The organism is Rhodoglobus sp., assembly GCF_053580035.1.
Genome location: NZ_JBMDVL010000004.1, coordinates 180,647 through 196,244 on the forward strand (window position 1 = coordinate 180,647; position 15,598 = coordinate 196,244).

The following is a 15,598-nucleotide window of genomic DNA, read 5'->3' on the forward strand; positions in this document are numbered from 1 at the left end:
GTGGTCTGCGTCACGCCAGTGTGACTGCCTGCCCCCACGCTAGAGTCTCATGCGGTACAGGCAGTACCGCCACCCGATCCACGTTCAGAGTCCGTTAACCGCCATCTGGCGGTACGGTGCTGGAATTATCAGGAAACAGGGTGGTTGAACCGGATAACTGATTCATCCAGACAGATTTTGGGAGACCGGAGCACACCATGCAGTTCGGAATTTTCACCGTTAGCGACGTCACGACTGACCCCACCAACGGCACAACGCCCACCGAGGGCGAGCGCATCAAGGCTATCGTCACGATCGCGAAGAAAGCGGAAGAAGTCGGGCTCGATGTCTTCGCCCTGGGGGAGCACCACAACCCACCGTTCTTCTCCTCAAGCCCCACCACGACGCTCGCGTACATCGCAGCTCAGACCGAGAAGCTCATCCTCTCGACGAGCACGACGCTCATCACGACAAACGACCCGGTGAAAATCGCCGAGGACTACGCGATGCTTCAGCATCTCTCCGATGGTCGCGCCGACCTCATGATGGGTCGAGGCAACACCGGCCCGGTCTACCCGTGGTTCGGCAAGGACATTCGGGAGGGCATCCCGCTCGCCATTGAAAACTATTCTCTGCTGCACAAGCTGTGGCGTGAAGAGTTCGTCAACTGGGAGGGTAAGTACCGCACACCGTTGCAGGGCTTCCAGTCCACTCCGCGACCCTTGGATGGCGTGCCTCCCTTTGTCTGGCACGGCTCCATCCGCAGCCCAGAGATTGCCGAGCAAGCCGCGTACTACGGAGATGGCTTCTTTGCGAACAACATCTTCTGGCCGAAAGAGCACTACATGCGTCTCGTGAGCTACTACCGTCAGCGCTTTGAGCACTACGGCCACGGCACGGCAGCACAGGCCATCGTCGGGCTGGGCGGTCAGGCCTTCATGCGCAGCAACTCTCAGTCGGCCAAGGCAGAATTCCGCCCATACTTCGACAACGCTCCCGTGTATGGTCACGGGCCGTCGATGGAGGACTTCACCGACCAGACACCGCTCGCCGTTGGCAGCCCTCAAGAGGTCATCGACAAGTACGCCGGAATGCGCGAACACTTCGGTGACTACCAACGCCAGCTCTTCCTCATGGATCACGCCGGCCTGCCGCTCAAGACCGTTCTTGAGCAGCTCGACATCCTCGGTGAAGAAGTGGTGCCCGTGCTCCGCAAGGAATTCGCCACCAATCGGCCAGCCGAAGTTCCGGATGCTCCAACCCATGCCTCGCTCGTCGCCCAGCGTGATGCCGCTCTTGCGGCCGCAGCTGACGCGCCGGTGACCGTCTAGATCTCCTCGTTTCCCCCTCGCGGCTCAGCACAACCTTCAGAAAGAAGCACATAATGTCCGACGTCAAGAAAATTGCCGTCATCACCGCTGGCCTCAGCCAGCCATCATCCACGAGGCTCCTCGCTGATCGTCTCACCGAGGCAACCGTCAACGACCTGCGTGAACGCGGCATCGAAGCAGAAGTGACTGTCATCGAATTGCGCGACCTCGCGCACGACGTGACGAACAACCTGCTCACGGGCTTCCCGAGCACCAAGCTCGACGACGCCATCGCCGCGGTGACGGGCGCGGATGGACTCATCGCCGTCACGCCCATTTTCACCACGAGTTACAGCGGGCTGTTCAAGTCATTCATCGACGTACTCGATCCGCAATCGCTCACGGACCTGCCTGTGCTGCTCGGCGCAACCGGCGGGACCGATCGACACTCCCTTGCGATCGACTACGCGATGCGACCGCTATTCACCTATCTCCACGCAGTGTCGGTGCCGACCGGGGTATATGCGGCATCGGCAGATTGGGGCAGTGGGGGAGACAGCGCATCGAGCACGCTCCCAGCACGAATAGCCCGTGCGGCAGGGGAATTGGCGGCGCTCGCGGCAGTATCTGATCGTTCGGATCGGGTAGTTGACCCGTTTGCCCTCCCTGAGGGCTTCAGTCCGGTGGGAAGCTTCGGCGCTCAGTAGCCGGCCCGTGAATGAGAAAGCCGTGCGGTAGCACGGTGTGTGGTTCCTCCAGCCGCGCTGCTCGGCAACTCCGTAAGTGGTAAATCCACGCGGTGTCGCCGGGCGGCAGCGGTTGTTGCGACGTTTATCCAGTCTTGCGGCGGAAGTCGCGCTTGTGATCTGCGCGGTCTTGCGTGCCGTGGATTGCCGATTCAGCATCCAGGTGACCGGGACGGGCTGTTTCCTTGCCCTGCTTGCGATCAAGCGCCTCGCGGAACCTGCGCTTGTTCTCTTCGCTCGCAGAGGGTGTTTCTTCTGTGGGTTCCATAAACCCAAGCGTAAACGACGAGGCGACTTTGCGTGTCGATAGCGCTGATTTCCGGAGTCAGAAGGTGCCTAATGATACGATTAGGGGAGTTGTCCACGTAGTTGTAGGCCAACGTACGGAGCAGGCTGGCAAGAAGCTGGTCACCGGTGGTAATTTTCCGAGTTGTTCGGAGGCTTTCTACTGTTGGCCAGACACGCGCCGCCACTCTAGGCATGCGCGTGAACCAAGCGTCCTTCTGCCCGCTCCTGCTCCTTGACGAGTCGCACACCATACGGGTGCGCGACGTAAAACAAAGGAGAAACCCCCGCATGGAGGGTCCAGAAATCACATTCGCCGAAGCCGTTCTCGATAACGGTAAATTCGGCAAGCGCACCGTGCGCTTCGAAACCGGTCGACTCGCTCAGCAGGCACAGGGTGCCGTCGCTGCGTACCTCGACGAAGAAACAATGATCTTGAGCGCAACCAGCGCTGGCAAGCACCCGCGTGAAGGCTTCGACTTCTTCCCACTCACTGTGGATGTTGAAGAGCGCTCCTACGCAGCGGGCAAGATCCCCGGCAGCTTCTTCCGCCGCGAAGGCCGCCCATCGACGGAAGCGATCCTCGTTTGCCGTCTCATTGACCGTCCGATGCGTCCGACGTTCGTTGAGGGACTCCGCAACGAAGTTCAGATCGTCATTACCGTTCTGAGCATCGCTCCGGACGAGTTCTACGACGCTCTCTCAATCAACGCTGCATCGCTCAGCACCCAGATCTCGGGTCTTCCGTTCTACGGTCCCATTGCCGGCATCCGCCTGGCTCTGATCAACGACCAGTGGGTTGCCTTCCCGAAGCACAGCCAGCTCGCTGACGCTGTCTTCGACCTCACTGTTGCCGGCCGTATGGTCACCAACGACCAGGGCGAAGAAGACATCGCCATCATGATGGTGGAAGCTGAAGCTACTGAGAACAGCTGGGAGCTCATCAAGGCCGGCGCAACGAAGCCAGACGAGGCAGTAGTTGCTCAGGGCCTCGAAGCATCGAAGCCGTTTCTTAAGCAACTTGTTAAGGCTCAGCTCGAGGTTGCTAACAAGGCTGCAAAGCCTGTTGCCGAGTTCCAGCTCTTCCCGCCGTACTCCGACCAGGCGTACAACGCGGTTAGCGAAATTGCTGAAGCAGAGCTTCGCGATGTCTACAAGATCGCTGACAAGATTCAGCGCCAGACCGCTGACGATGAGCTTAAGGCTCGCGTCAAGGCTGAAGTTCAGTCGAAGGTCGACGCTGAAGAACTCAGCTCAGACGTTCTTGGCATGGTTGGCGGCGCGTACAAGGCCGTCAGCAAGAAGGTTATGCGCCAGCGCGTACTCACCGAGGGAATCCGCATCGACGGCCGTGGCTTGAGCGACATTCGTGCGCTCGATGCTGAGGTCGAGGTCATTCCTCGCGTTCACGGTTCGGCAATCTTCCAGCGCGGCGAGACTCAGATCCTGGGTGTCACCACGCTGAACATGCTCAAGATGGAGCAGCAGATTGACTCACTGGCACCAGTGACCAAGAAGCGCTACATGCACCACTACAACTTCCCGCCGTACTCGACTGGTGAAACCGGTCGCGTTGGTAGCCCGAAGCGTCGCGAAATCGGTCACGGTTTCCTCGCAGAGCGTGCGATCGCACCAGTGCTTCCTCCCCGTGAGGAATTCCCCTACGCCATCCGCCAGGTTTCCGAGGCTCTCGGTTCCAACGGTTCGACGTCGATGGGTTCCGTTTGTGCTTCGACCCTGTCACTGCTCAACGCTGGTGTGCCACTGCGCGCACCCGTTGCGGGTATCGCCATGGGCCTGATCTCGGATGAAGTTGATGGCGTCACGCGCTACGCGGCTCTCACCGACATCCTTGGTGCTGAAGATGCTCTCGGCGACATGGACTTCAAGGTTGCTGGTACGAGCGAATTCGTTACCGCCATTCAGCTCGACACCAAGCTCGCTGGTTTGCCTTCGTCGGTTCTCGACGGTGCACTCAAGCAGGCCAAGGAAGCGCGTACTGCGATTCTTTCGGTGCTCAACGCTGCAATCGATGCTCCTGACGAGATGGCTCCAACGGCTCCTCGCGTGATCTCGGTTCAGATTCCGATTGACAAGATCGGTGAGCTCATTGGGCCCAAGGGCAAGAACATCAACCAGATCCAGGATGACACCGGAGCCGACATCTCGATTGAGGATGACGGAACCGTCTACATCGGTGCTGTCGATGGTCCTTCTGCCGAGGCTGCACGCGCGGCGGTTAACGCCATCGCGAACCCCCTCAACCCTGAGGTTGGCGAACGCTTCTTGGGTACGGTCGTCAAGATCGCTACCTTCGGTGCCTTCGTATCTCTCACTCCGGGTAAAGACGGATTGCTGCACATCTCTGAGGTTCGCAAGCTTGCCGGTGGTAAGCGTGTCGAGAACGTCGAAGACGTTCTCGGAGTCGGCCAGAAGATTCAGGTTGAAATCACCAAGATCGATGACCGTGGAAAGCTCTCGCTTGCTCCGGTTACCGACGAGTCTGACGCAGAAGCAGCGGTTCCCGCTGACGAAAGCTAGAGCCAGCTCAGTAAAACTGAAGTAACGATGTAGTGCCCATCCTTTCGAGGGTGGGCACTACTCGGTTAACGCGTCTAGCTCGAGAGAAGTAAGACCTCTTTCAGGGGTAGTCACCCTTGTCTCCCCTTGCACAGGGAGGGGATATAGGGGCTCTGGGGCGGTACGGTGGTTCTGTGACCCGAATCACTACACCTCTTGATGCCTTCATGAGCGACATGCTCGTGTGGCTAGATGGCGCTTGGTATTTGTGGGTGGCTCTCGGCATCGTCGTGCTTGTCGTGGTCGTCAGCGTGGTTGTCGCAAAAATGCGCAGCCGAGGCTACGAACGCGTACCGCATTACTTCCGTCAGAGTAGCTAAGCCCCGATTTCTGCGTTCTTTATTTGCCCGCATTCCCGAAGCGGGTTACTTGGCGTGCTCGTGTGATCGCTCAGATGAGCCCGCGAGCGTTTATACGTCATTGTCGGTGCTGGAGTAGCCAATCAGCTGAGCGCGGGCAACAATGTGATCACGCAGTACGAAACCCAACATGGCGGGAGTACTTCCTTCGGCAACGTCGAGGAGCTCGACGTTGAGGGCGCTCACGGTGAAAACATAGCGGTGGGCGCCATGACCGGCGGGCGGTGCTGCTCCTTGAAACGACGTGAGTCGCAGTTCGTTCGGAAGAGTGACGGAGCCGTGTGGCATGAGCTGAGCATCCGGATTACCGGCATCCTGAGGCAGAGACTCTACCGAGGCGGGGATGTTGTAGACGGCCCAGTGCCACCATCCGCTGCCGGTCGGGGCGTCAGGATCGAACACCGTGAGGGCAAAACTTTTGGTGCCGGAGGGAAAACCGTGCCAATGAAGGGTGGGGGAGCGGTCTTCGCCGCCCGCGTTCGCGATGCCGGAGCGAGCCCACTGGGGCAGCATTCCTTCAGCTTCAAAGTCTGGGCTCTCAAGCTCAAACGTCGGTACGACGCGAAGCTTCCAGTTCGGGTCATTCACGATGGGGATCCTCTCGTTGGCTAACTCGGTGCTCGTGCCATTATCGCGAGGTTGCGACTGAAGCGGCACCAATTGCGCTCTGAGAGCCCCGATGTCGCTGTTTTTGACACGGACTAGTAACGATCGCGGTGTGCGGCGCGTATTGCGCGTTGGCTCGTCTTATCCTTGCCAAAAGCCTTGTGGGAGGCCACTATGACGCAGGTACACCCGACTCGATCACTGCCGGGTGCTCCGAGTGCGGAGCTAAGTTCGCAACCTCACTTCATCACGCGCGTAATTGGTTCCTCTGACCTTCGTGTCTATCCTCTTGCCCTCAGCGGCAACGTCTTCGGCTGGACTGCCGACGACTCGGCGACGACGGCGATTCTCGATACTTTCGCTGACGGCGGCGGCAACTTCATTGATACCGCTGACTCTTACGCTTCCGGCCGCAGCGAGCTCATGGTTGGCAAGTGGATGCGCGTTCGTCACAACCGCGATGACGTCGTTTTGGCCACCAAGGTAGGGAAGAGTCGCGACAACCCTGGCATGCAAGCAGGTTCGATCAAGCGTGCTGTCGCTGCGTCGCTTGCGCGCCTAGGAACTTCGCACATCGACCTCCTGTACCTGCACGTTGATGACGAGAGCGTCGATTTTGACGAAACTCTGCTCGCGGTAGATGAACTCATCGGTGAAGGCAAAGTGCGTTACTTCGGAGGCTCAGACCACACCGGCAATCGCCTTATTCAGGCGCGCATTGCCTGCGGTCAGATGGGCGTAGCGCCCATGATCGCTGTGCAGTCGCACTACAATCTCCTGCACCGTGAAGAGTATGAGACTGGTCTCGCTCATGTCGCTGCCATTCAGGGTTTGGGGGTAATGCCGCGATTTGCTCTTGCCAGTGGGTTCCTCAGTGGAAAGTACCGTCAACGGGGCGATCTAGCCCTCAACTCCCGCGGGCATGACGCCGCGCAATATCTCCGACGTCGAGGCTTCAAGGTGTTGAACGCCTTGGATGAGGTTGCAGATGAACACGATGCGAGTGCGGCAACGATTGCTTTGGCATGGCTTCTCAATAAGCCAGGAGTCGTGGCGCCCGTCGTGAGTGCGAGCAACGCGGCGCAGGTGCCTGAACTACTCGCGGCTGCCCGCGTGCAGTTGACGCGGCATCAGTCGGCTGACTTGGATCGAGCGTCCGCGTACTAGAGTCCGAAACGGCGGCACTGTATCGGCACCGCGGTGACGAGCTCAGGTTGGCGTTGCCGGTTGACCTGTGAGTCTTAGTACACGGTTGGACTAAACCCGGACGGAGTCAGCGAGCACGCGTTTGACTACACGCGCCATTGCTGCTCCGGCGGCGATAGTGTCTCCGGCATAGCCGCCGGCGAGGGCGCCATCTTTAGCGAGCATGAGCTCGTCAGCTGCGTCACCGGGGAAGAGGTGGCCTGCGTCGCGCATGAGCTCATAGAGAGCCTCGTTGTACCAATCGCGATGCTCGGCGATGAGCTTACGCACCGGATGTGTGGGGTCGGAAAACTCTGCAACGACGTTGAGGAATGGGCATCCGCGAAAATCGGCTTTTGTGAGCTCCCCAGCGATGCCTTCAAGCAATCCCAGAACCGCGTCCTGCGGTGATGCTGCACTATCTATGACGGACTGTACGTGCGCCTCAGTGCTCGCTCTGCGGCTCTTGACGTATTCGAGAATCAAGTTGTCTTTTGAGCGGTAGTGCTTGTAGAACGTCGCTTTCGTCACGCTCGACTGAGCGATGATGCGGTCTACTCCGACGTTCAGGATGCCATCTTGGTAGAAAAGTTCGTTGGCCGTTTCAAGAATGCGGCCTTTGGCCGGAGCGCGCTGTGCGGTCTCTGGTGTCTCAAATACCATCACAGCGCACTCCTTCCGGGGGAAATCCGGATCAGGAATTTTTCCCCACTAAGTGCATTACTCGATTCGGGTCGAGCGATGCGGTTGTAATACACAACCCGGTTCGGGTCCGGGTTGTGTGGTTATGGTCACCGCGCGATTCGGGCTTGAGCGGTGGGTTGTCGGCTTCGGGTGCCTAAAAGAACTGTACCACAGGAGGACATACAGACAAGTCTGTCTGTCCTCATTTGGCCACCCCAATTTGGGGGGTCTTTTTCCTGAGAATTCTCGACGCAATCGTGCGCTCAAGACAAATGACGTAGGCTCATACCGATGAGCGACGCTGTGATTCTTCCTCTTGACCTTCCCGAACTGTCGTTCACTGCAACCGGCGACAGTCTCGTTCGCAGAACCGTTTTGCCGAGTGGTGTGCGCATCCTCAGCGAACAAGTTCCTGGTGCGCGAAGCGCCACCGTCGGCTACTGGGTAGCGGCGGGCTCCCGAGACGAACTCCCGGGAACCTTCGGTGCAACTCACTTCCTAGAGCACTTGCTTTTCAAAGGCACCCCATCGCGCACAGCTCTCGACATCGCGGTGAGCTTTGACGCTGTCGGCGGCGAACACAACGCAATGACCGCCAAGGAATACACCTGCTATTACGCCAAGGTGCAAGATATTGACTTGCCCATGGCGATTGAAGTGATTGGTGACATGCTCACGTCGAGCCTCATTGATCCAACCGAGTTCGCCAACGAGCGCGGCGTGATCTTAGAAGAACTCGCCATGGCAGACGACGATCCCACTGATGTCGCTAGCGAGCGCTTCTTCGAAGCGGTCTTTGGCGATCATCCGCTTGGTCGGCCCATTGGCGGTAGCGCAGAAACAATCAACGCGATCTCGCGTGAATCGGTAATGAAGCATTACCGCGGCAATTACCGCCCCCAAGATCTGGTAATCACTGTGGCAGGTGCCGTTGACCACGACATGCTCCTCGCCGCAGTCTCCGCCTGCTTGGTTGGCGCCGGCTGGGATCTCTCTTATGAGGCAACACCGGTAGCACGCAGAGACAGTGCAGCCACAGCAGCATCAGCGACGACTGCAGCTCAGCGCCTTCAGATAACGCATCGCCCGATCGAGCAAGCAAATATCATTGCTGGCGTTGAAGGACTTTCGGCGACCGATGAACGACGCGCAACCCTCACCGTGCTCAACTCGATTCTTGGCAGCGGAATGTCCTCGCGGCTCTTTCAAGAGGTACGCGAGAAGCGTGGTCTGGCCTACTCGGTGTATTCGTTCGCGCCCAGCTACTCCGACGCCGGAATCTTTGGAATTTATGCCGGATGTTCGCCAGCAAAGTCCGCACAGGTCGCCGAATTGATGCTCGAAGAATTCAGCAAGCTCGGCGATGCCCATGTGACTGACGAGGAAATAAGTCGCGCGGTTGGTCAACTCCGAGGCGCCTCAGCACTTGCGCTCGAAGACTCAGATTCGCGCATGTCGCGACTCGGGCGCAGCGAACTAACGCTTGGCGAGTTTATCGACCTCGACACATCGATTGCTCGGATCTCGGCAGTCACAGCCGACGGAATTCAAGAGCTTGCTCGCGAGCTCTCATCGCGCCCCCTGTCGATTGCGGCAGTCGGTGCGGTCACTCAAGAGATGTTCACCGGGCTTACTCTGGGCAGCGCTGCCCGAAGCTAGATCAACAAAGGAATGGTGATGGCTCACTACCTCTACCTCGTGCGTCACGGCGAGCAGCAAGACGCAGAACATGGACTTCCTGACGGCCCGCTCTCGGGCAAGGGGACACGTCAAGCGATGGCAATCTCTGAGCGCCTGAGTGGTGTTCCCTTTACCCGCGCGTTTCACTCGCCGCTGCAGCGCGCTGCAGAAACGGCCGCAATAATGACTGAGCGGATGCCGGCACTCGAGTCACAGCCAACAACGCTGCTCATGGACTGCATCCCCAGCGGCCCAACCGTCGATATGCCGTCAGCCTTCGACCACTTCTTTGGCTCAGTAACACCGGAAGAGATTGACGCTGGCGAAGCGCAAATGGCTGATGCCGTTGCCGAATTCCTCACTCCGGCACGCGAAGACCGCCACGACCTGCTCATCACGCACAATTTCGTAATCGCTTGGTTTGTGCGCGAAGTGCTTGGCGGTGACCGGTGGCGTTGGTTGGGGCTCAATCAGGCCAATTGTGGGCTTACGATCATCCGAGTGCGAAGTGCGAAGCCGCCAGTGCTCGTGGCCCACAATGATCTCGGGCACTTGCCGGCAGAATTGCGCACGGGACTTCCCGAAGAGCAGCCCTACTAGCGCGAGTGTGTTACTGGATCTTCTTGCGATACCAGGTGGTCGCGTTGGGGTTGTCGTTGTACGGTTCGACGGATTCGAATCCGCTCGAACGGTAAAGCCCACCGGCTGCGGCGAGACTTTCGTTGGTGTCGAGTACTAGCTCTGTGGCGCCCCATTTGCGGGCCCGCAGCTCGAGTTCCGCTAAGAGTTGTCGTCCGAGCCCGGCGCCGCGACCTTCGCGGCGCACCCACAGGTGCTTCACTTCGAAACGACCAGCATCAAGCTGGCGGATGCCGCCACAGCCGAGTGCGTTGCCCATTTCCTCGACGACGACGAAAACTCCGCGCGGCGGCGTGAACTGGTCGACGCTGGGGAAAGTAGTGACGTAGCCCGATGGGGTCGGAAACGTCTCAGCTCGGTAGCTAAAGTACTCGGTGAGAAGTTCGTGGGCGAGAGCATCCGAGACGGAGAGAGGTCGAAACTGTGGCACAGCACCACAGTACTCTCGGCTGCAGGTGCGGGTAGTCAGCGAAGTCGCTCAGCATTGATAGATTTGAGTAATGACAACGAAAGTAGCGGTAGTCGGCGCAACCGGTCGCATGGGAAAGTTCATCAGTGGCGTGGTCGACGCAGCAGCTGATTTCTCGTTGGTCGCCACCCTTAATTCGCGGTCGGAGCTCAGCGAAATGCTTGAGGCAGACGTCGTGGTTGACGTCACCGAGCCGAGCATTTCGCCATCGGTTGTCGAGTTTGCGACGTCGCATGGCAAGAGTGTTCTTGTCGGCACCTCTGGCTGGAGCGAAGATCGCGTGCAAAGCGTAAAATCAGCGCTTGCCGACAGGCCCGATGTCGGCGTCATCTTTATCCCTAACTTTTCCCTTGGCTCCGCCTTGGCCACATCATTCGCGGCCTCCGCTGCGAGGTATTTCGATTCGATCGAAATCATCGAGAGCCACCACGCCGGCAAAGTCGATTCGCCTTCCGGCACGGCTGTTCGCACGGCAGAGCTCATGGCAGATGCCCGCAATAAACGTGGACCTGTGGCAGCACCTCATCATGATCAACGTGCGCGGGGCGAACAGGTTGCCGGCATTCCGGTGCACAGCCTGCGAATGGCGGGAGTTGTGGCACACCAGCAGGTTATTTTCGGTGGTCCGGGAGAAGTGCTCACGATCGACCACCGCACAATGTCGCAAGACTCTTACGAGGCGGGAATTTTGCTTGGGCTGCGGGCGATCTCCCGTGCGCGCGGGGTAACGGTTGGGCTCGATCAGCTCATCGATCTCACCCCTGGCGACCGAGCGGATTCCCAGTGAAAACACGCATTGCGGCACTGGTGATGGTGGGTCTGCTGATCCTCTATCTCGTATTCGTCATCAACTATTCATTTGTTCTCATCGGAACAGGTGAGCTCATCGCCCAGGTTATGGGGTGGGCGCTTCTTGTCCTTCCGCTGATCGGCTTGTGGGCGCTTGCGGCAGAAATGGTATTCATTTTTCGCGCGGATCGACTGTTCAGTACTCTCAGGGACGAGGATGCTTTGCCCGAGGAGATCACGGAACGTCGGCCAAGCGGTCGCCCGGATCCCGAAGCCGCCGATCGAGCATTCGGACGTTACCGCGATGAGGCGGAGGCCAGCCCGGAATCGTGGCGTGCCTGGCTTCGGCTCGGACTCGCCTACGACGCCAGTGGCGACCGCCGTCGCGCGCGCTGGGCAACGCGACGCGCAATCTCGCTTTCTCGTGGTCCTGCGGCGAAGGCTGCCTAGGAACGACCGTGACCGCGGGCGAAACGACTCGCTGTCTAAAGTCGAGCAGACTTACTCGATGAATTCCTCGATCGCCTGCTCGATCGTGTCGTGCGTGAAAGTAAAACCCGTGCCGAGGAGCCTGCTCGGCTGAACCTTTTCATCAACCAAGATGAGATCTTCGCCTGCATCGCCCAGCATCCGGAATGCGAAGCTGGGAACAGTAAGCCAATGGGGTTTGTGCATGGCCTGTGCGAGGGTTTTGGTGACCGTGTCTGCCGTTGCTGGAGTTGGCCCAACGAGGGAAACGACGCCGGAGAATTCACTTCGGAGCAAATGGATGATGGCAGCAGCTTCGTCGTGAAGGCTAATCCACGGCCAATACTGTTCACCGCTTCCGAGCCGGCTCCCCAGACCGAAACGAGTGAGAAGGTTGAGCGGAGTAAACGCTCCGCCCTCACCAACAACGATTCCAGTGCGGAACATTACGAGGCGTGTTGTCGAAGGTGTGAGCTGCGCGGCTTTCTCCCACGCATCAACAACGTCGCTCAGGAATCCTGTTCCCTTCGTCGAGTCGTCAGTCAGAACTTCGCCTGGACGGCTCCCGAAGATGCCCACAGCGGAGCCGTTAAGGAAAACGGAAGGGGGAGTTGCAGACCGCCGAATCGCTTCGGCGATGGTGCGGGTGCCGTTGACGCGGGAACGCAATATCTCCCGCTTGTAGCTGGGCGTCCACGGAATTCGTCCAGTGCTGGCGCCGGCAAGGTTGATGACAGCATCCGCACGTTCAATGGCGCGATCGTCGATGGTGCTCGATAGTGGATCCCAGTAGAACTCGGACTCGGTGCGGGGTTCTCGCCGAACGAGGCTCATCACCTCGAAACCTTCTGTCTCCAGTTGGGAGACGAGTTCCGTGCCGATATAGCCAGACGCACCAGCGACGAGGACCCGTGTGACGGCTTCCTCAGTCACCGCTAGGCCAAGCTTGCTTCAAGAGTGATGGGGACGCCCGTCAGCGCGCGTGATACGGGGCATCCTTCTTTTGCTTCTTGAGCCAATCGCTGAAAGTCGTCTTCGCTCAAATCAGCCACTTTGGCACTGACCAGCAGGTGGCTTCCCGTGATTCCTTCTGCAGGATCAAAGGTGACAGCGGCGGTGACTTGCAGGCTCTCTGCCGGAGTTCCGTTACTGGCGAGCCCGTTCGAGAATGCCATCGCAAAACAGGCCGAATGGGCCGCGCCAAGCAGTTCTTCAGGGTTGGTCGTCGCTTCTTGGCCCTCTGAGCGTGCTGCCCAGGTGACCGGGAACTCTGCCGCATCAGAGGAATCTAGCGATGTCGTACCTTTTCCACTAAACAGGTCACCAAACCAGAGTGTTGTTGCTTCGCTCGTAACAGGCATTGCCGTTCCTTTCGTCGTGCTCAACACTATGCGTTGGCTGAACGACGCGCATGAGAAACCCGTGTGAAGGTGCGCGCACCAAGTACTATCAATTCGATGGCTTCTACGATCGCTACCCCCTATGAAGATCTGTTGCGCGACACGCTCGCCAACGGTGTGCACAAGAGTGATCGCACTGGTACTGGCACACGAAGTGTGTTCGGGCGTCAATTGCGGTTCAACCTCGCAGAGGGATTCCCTCTCATCACTACCAAGCGTGTTCACTTCAAGTCGATCGCCTATGAACTGTTGTGGTTCTTGCGCGGGGAAAGCAATGTCTCGTGGCTTCGCGACAACGGGGTAACAATCTGGAATGAGTGGGCAGACGACGATGGCGAACTTGGCCCCGTCTACGGCGTGCAATGGCGCTCCTGGCCGACTCCGTCTGGAGAACAGATTGATCAGGTCTCTGAGGTCATCGAGCAAATCAAGACCAATCCCGATTCTCGTCGGCTCATCGTCTCTGCCTGGAACCCGGCCGACATCCCGAAAATGGCGCTAGCCCCGTGCCATGCCTTCTTCCAGTTTTATGTCGCCGACGGCAAACTGTCCTGCCAGCTCTATCAGCGAAGCGCAGACCTTTTCCTTGGCGTTCCCTTCAATATCGCCAGCTATGCGCTGCTCACGCACCTGGTTGCCGAACAAACGGGGCTCGAGGTCGGCGACTTTGTGTGGACAGGTGGCGATTGCCACATCTACGACAACCACATCGAGCAAGTTGCCGAGCAGTTGAGCCGTGAGCCCTATGCTCTGCCTAGCCTGGCAATCCATACCAAACCAGACAAAGTCTTCGGCTATGCGTTCGAAGACTTTGAGATCGTCGGCTACCAGCACCACCCAGCCATCAAGGCCCCGGTCGCAGTGTGAGCGTGACCGTTGGCATGATCTGGGCGCAGTCTGATGGCGGAATCATTGGAAGCGACGGCGCGATGCCTTGGCACTTGCCTGAGGATCTCGCCCACTTCAAAGAACTCACTCTTGGCAGCCCGGTAATCATGGGCCGTAAAACGTGGGAGTCACTGCCTCAGCGTTTTCGGCCGCTGCCAGGGCGCCGCAACATCGTCGTCACTCGGCAAACCGAGTGGGGCGATGACGGAGCGGAAGTCACACACAGCGTTGACGAAGCCATTATGTTGGCTGCGACATCCGTTCAGCCCGGGGACACGGTGTGGGTTATTGGGGGCGCAGAAATATTTGCGCATGCCCTTAACCATGCGCACAGGCTCGAGATCACAGAGATCCGCGAGAGCTTTGACGGGGACACCCTTGCCCCGCATCGAAGCGAACAATGGATGCTGGCAGCGAGCGATCCCGCCGAAGATTGGCACACGTCATCCAGTGGACTTCATTACCGTTTCTTGCGATACGAAACCCAGACTTCGAACCAGCGCTAACCTAGAGGGGTGTCTACAGTGAATCCTTTTGGTCAAGTACTCGTCGCGCTCATCACGCCATTCACCGCTGAGGGTGAAGTTAATTGGGGCGATGTTGAAAAGCACATCGATAGTGTGATCAGCGCCGGTGCCGATGGCATCGTCGTCACGGGTACTACCGGTGAAACAAGCACTCTCACTGATCCCGAGAAAATCAAGCTTGTCGAGGTTGCAAAATCTGTCTCTTCCGGTCGCGCCAAGATCATCACTGGCGGTGGTTCGAACGAGACCGCGCACGCGATTGAGCTCTACAAGGCAAGCGAGAAGGCTGGCGCTGACGGTGTGATGTTCGTCACGCCCTACTACAACAAGCCGACCCAAGCTGGCGTGCTCACTCACTTTCGCATGCTCGCTGATGCTACCGATCTGCCCGCGATTCTTTATGACATCCCGGGTCGCACTGGCGTGCCGATCATGTACGAAACAATCCTTCGTGCGGCGAAGCATCCCAACATCCTCGCGGTGAAAGATGCGAAGGGTGATTTCAGTGAGGTGAGCCGTGTGCTCAACCAGACTGACCTCTTGTACTTCTCTGGCGATGACGCCAATGTTCTCCCTCACCTAGCGATTGGCGCTTCCGGCCTCATCGGAGTAACGGCCAACATCGCACCTGCTCCCTACCGCGTGATCGTCGATGCGGTAAATGCGGGCGACCTTGCCACAGCAACCGCAGCCCACAAAGCGCTCGAGCCACTGGTTCGGGCGGCAATGACTCACGTTCCAGGCACCGTCGCTGCCAAGTACATTCTTCACGGCCTCGGGCGCATTTCTAGCCCACGAGTTCGATTGCCTCTCGTCGGACCTGAAGAGTCAGAGGCGGCGCAGATTGAAGACGAGTTGGCGCTGGTCACCGGAATCACAGGTCTCGATCTCACAAATTTTCGCCCTGACCGCAATGCGGCTGCCGGGGGAGCGCTCCCCAAAGTTGCCGGAGCAACCCGCTAGGTTCTTCCGCGAGGGGTAGGCTCTGCCATGGGCATGGCCCA

At 58.7% G+C, this 15,598-nt stretch carries 18 protein-coding genes; 12 read left to right on the plus strand and 6 right to left on the minus strand.

All coding sequences use genetic code 11. The features are described from left to right. The first annotated feature begins 197 nt into the window (after positions 1-197). Together ACOH1Z_RS13125 and ACOH1Z_RS13130 are read left to right on the plus strand one after the other, a co-directional pair. Positions 198-1,310 carry an LLM class flavin-dependent oxidoreductase gene (locus ACOH1Z_RS13125; RefSeq protein WP_449648946.1) on the plus strand — a complete coding sequence of 371 codons (1,113 nt, stop codon included), beginning with the start codon at positions 198-200 and terminating at the stop codon, positions 1,308-1,310. A gap of 53 nt (positions 1,311-1,363) precedes the next feature. Further along, a complete protein-coding gene (locus ACOH1Z_RS13130) occupies positions 1,364-1,996 on the plus strand; it encodes an FMN reductase (protein WP_449648947.1) in 633 nt (210 codons plus the stop codon). Between the two features lie 124 nt (positions 1,997-2,120). On the opposite strand, the gene ACOH1Z_RS13135 is transcribed toward ACOH1Z_RS13130, so the two are convergent. Beyond that, a complete protein-coding gene (locus ACOH1Z_RS13135) occupies positions 2,121-2,303 on the minus strand; it encodes a DUF5302 domain-containing protein (protein WP_009771901.1) in 183 nt (60 codons plus the stop codon). Between the two features lie 308 nt (positions 2,304-2,611). On the opposite strand from ACOH1Z_RS13135, the gene ACOH1Z_RS13140 reads away from it, so the two are divergent. Together ACOH1Z_RS13140 and ACOH1Z_RS13145 are read left to right on the plus strand one after the other, a co-directional pair. Then, positions 2,612-4,861: a polyribonucleotide nucleotidyltransferase gene (locus ACOH1Z_RS13140; RefSeq protein ID WP_449648948.1), complete on the plus strand. Its 2,250-nt coding sequence runs from the start codon at positions 2,612-2,614 to the stop codon at positions 4,859-4,861. A gap of 173 nt (positions 4,862-5,034) precedes the next feature. Then, positions 5,035-5,220 carry a hypothetical protein gene (locus ACOH1Z_RS13145; protein WP_449648949.1) on the plus strand — a complete coding sequence of 62 codons (186 nt, stop codon included), beginning with the start codon at positions 5,035-5,037 and terminating at the stop codon, positions 5,218-5,220. A gap of 90 nt (positions 5,221-5,310) precedes the next feature. On the opposite strand, the gene ACOH1Z_RS13150 is transcribed toward ACOH1Z_RS13145, so the two are convergent. Continuing rightward, a complete protein-coding gene (locus ACOH1Z_RS13150; RefSeq protein ID WP_449649010.1) occupies positions 5,311-5,850 on the minus strand; it encodes a YbhB/YbcL family Raf kinase inhibitor-like protein in 540 nt (179 codons plus the stop codon). A gap of 189 nt (positions 5,851-6,039) precedes the next feature. Here ACOH1Z_RS13150 and ACOH1Z_RS13155 point away from each other — a divergent pair, with 189 nt between their 5' ends. Then, on the plus strand, positions 6,040-7,032 hold the full coding sequence (locus tag ACOH1Z_RS13155; protein ID WP_449648950.1) for an aldo/keto reductase: 993 nt from the start codon (positions 6,040-6,042) through the stop codon (positions 7,030-7,032). 90 nt (positions 7,033-7,122) lie between these two features. Here ACOH1Z_RS13155 and ACOH1Z_RS13160 read toward each other — a convergent pair whose 3' ends face one another. Further along, positions 7,123-7,713 (minus strand): TetR/AcrR family transcriptional regulator, encoded by a 591-nt coding sequence (locus ACOH1Z_RS13160; RefSeq protein WP_449649011.1) that lies wholly within the window; start codon positions 7,711-7,713, stop codon positions 7,123-7,125. Between the two features lie 312 nt (positions 7,714-8,025). Here ACOH1Z_RS13160 and ACOH1Z_RS13165 point away from each other — a divergent pair, with 312 nt between their 5' ends. Together ACOH1Z_RS13165 and ACOH1Z_RS13170 are read left to right on the plus strand one after the other, a co-directional pair. Beyond that, a complete protein-coding gene (locus ACOH1Z_RS13165; RefSeq protein ID WP_449648951.1) occupies positions 8,026-9,393 on the plus strand; it encodes a M16 family metallopeptidase in 1,368 nt (455 codons plus the stop codon). An 18-nt stretch (positions 9,394-9,411) separates the two neighbouring features. Further along, positions 9,412-10,014 (plus strand): histidine phosphatase family protein, encoded by a 603-nt coding sequence (locus ACOH1Z_RS13170; protein WP_449648952.1) that lies wholly within the window; start codon positions 9,412-9,414, stop codon positions 10,012-10,014. A 10-nt stretch (positions 10,015-10,024) separates the two neighbouring features. Here ACOH1Z_RS13170 and ACOH1Z_RS13175 read toward each other — a convergent pair whose 3' ends face one another. Then, positions 10,025-10,483: a GNAT family N-acetyltransferase gene (locus tag ACOH1Z_RS13175; RefSeq protein ID WP_449648953.1), complete on the minus strand. Its 459-nt coding sequence runs from the start codon at positions 10,481-10,483 to the stop codon at positions 10,025-10,027. A gap of 70 nt (positions 10,484-10,553) precedes the next feature. Between ACOH1Z_RS13175 and dapB the strand changes: the two genes are divergently transcribed. Continuing rightward, positions 10,554-11,309 carry a 4-hydroxy-tetrahydrodipicolinate reductase gene (gene dapB, locus ACOH1Z_RS13180; RefSeq protein ID WP_449648954.1) on the plus strand — a complete coding sequence of 252 codons (756 nt, stop codon included), beginning with the start codon at positions 10,554-10,556 and terminating at the stop codon, positions 11,307-11,309. Next, positions 11,306-11,761, plus strand: a complete 456-nt coding sequence (locus tag ACOH1Z_RS13185; RefSeq protein ID WP_449648955.1) for a hypothetical protein — start codon at positions 11,306-11,308, stop codon at positions 11,759-11,761. The genes dapB and ACOH1Z_RS13185 overlap by 4 nt, the downstream gene beginning before the upstream one ends. Positions 11,762-11,812: 51 nt before the next feature. On the opposite strand, the gene ACOH1Z_RS13190 is transcribed toward ACOH1Z_RS13185, so the two are convergent. Together ACOH1Z_RS13190 and ACOH1Z_RS13195 are read right to left on the minus strand one after the other, a co-directional pair. Next, the gene (locus ACOH1Z_RS13190) at positions 11,813-12,712 is read right to left on the minus strand and encodes a TIGR01777 family oxidoreductase (protein WP_449648956.1); all 900 of its coding nucleotides are present in this window, start codon (positions 12,710-12,712) and stop codon (positions 11,813-11,815) included. Between the two features lie 2 nt (positions 12,713-12,714). Then, a complete protein-coding gene (locus ACOH1Z_RS13195) occupies positions 12,715-13,140 on the minus strand; it encodes an OsmC family peroxiredoxin (protein ID WP_449648957.1) in 426 nt (141 codons plus the stop codon). A 96-nt stretch (positions 13,141-13,236) separates the two neighbouring features. Between ACOH1Z_RS13195 and ACOH1Z_RS13200 the strand changes: the two genes are divergently transcribed. From ACOH1Z_RS13200 to dapA, 3 genes are read left to right on the plus strand one after another with little or no spacing between them, the layout of a single operon-like run. After that, on the plus strand, positions 13,237-14,046 hold the full coding sequence (locus ACOH1Z_RS13200) for a thymidylate synthase (RefSeq protein WP_449648958.1): 810 nt from the start codon (positions 13,237-13,239) through the stop codon (positions 14,044-14,046). Further along, complete coding sequence (locus ACOH1Z_RS13205; protein ID WP_449648959.1) at positions 14,043-14,573, plus strand: dihydrofolate reductase; 531 nt, start codon at positions 14,043-14,045, stop codon at positions 14,571-14,573. The genes ACOH1Z_RS13200 and ACOH1Z_RS13205 overlap by 4 nt, the downstream gene beginning before the upstream one ends. A 9-nt stretch (positions 14,574-14,582) precedes the next feature. Next, positions 14,583-15,557 (plus strand): 4-hydroxy-tetrahydrodipicolinate synthase, encoded by a 975-nt coding sequence (dapA, locus tag ACOH1Z_RS13210; protein WP_449648960.1) that lies wholly within the window; start codon positions 14,583-14,585, stop codon positions 15,555-15,557. Positions 15,558-15,598 lie beyond the last annotated feature (41 nt).

Bases quoted from the DNA above. Each gene is read 5' to 3' on its own strand.
- ACOH1Z_RS13125 (WP_449648946.1), top strand. From the start codon at position 198: ATGCAGTTCGGAATTTTCACCGTTAGCGACGTCACGACTGACCCCACC.
- ACOH1Z_RS13130 (WP_449648947.1), top strand. From the start codon at position 1,364: ATGTCCGACGTCAAGAAAATTGCCGTCATCACCGCTGGCCTCAGCCAG.
- ACOH1Z_RS13135 (WP_009771901.1), bottom strand. From the start codon at position 2,303: ATGGAACCCACAGAAGAAACACCCTCTGCGAGCGAAGAGAACAAGCGC.
- ACOH1Z_RS13140 (WP_449648948.1), top strand. From the start codon at position 2,612: ATGGAGGGTCCAGAAATCACATTCGCCGAAGCCGTTCTCGATAACGGT.
- ACOH1Z_RS13155 (WP_449648950.1), top strand. From the start codon at position 6,040: ATGACGCAGGTACACCCGACTCGATCACTGCCGGGTGCTCCGAGTGCG.
- ACOH1Z_RS13160 (WP_449649011.1), bottom strand. From the start codon at position 7,713: ATGGTATTTGAGACACCAGAGACCGCACAGCGCGCTCCGGCCAAAGGC.
- ACOH1Z_RS13165 (WP_449648951.1), top strand. From the start codon at position 8,026: ATGAGCGACGCTGTGATTCTTCCTCTTGACCTTCCCGAACTGTCGTTC.
- ACOH1Z_RS13170 (WP_449648952.1), top strand. From the start codon at position 9,412: ATGGCTCACTACCTCTACCTCGTGCGTCACGGCGAGCAGCAAGACGCA.
- dapB (WP_449648954.1), top strand. From the start codon at position 10,554: ATGACAACGAAAGTAGCGGTAGTCGGCGCAACCGGTCGCATGGGAAAG.
- ACOH1Z_RS13195 (WP_449648957.1), bottom strand. From the start codon at position 13,140: ATGCCTGTTACGAGCGAAGCAACAACACTCTGGTTTGGTGACCTGTTT.
- ACOH1Z_RS13200 (WP_449648958.1), top strand. From the start codon at position 13,237: ATGGCTTCTACGATCGCTACCCCCTATGAAGATCTGTTGCGCGACACG.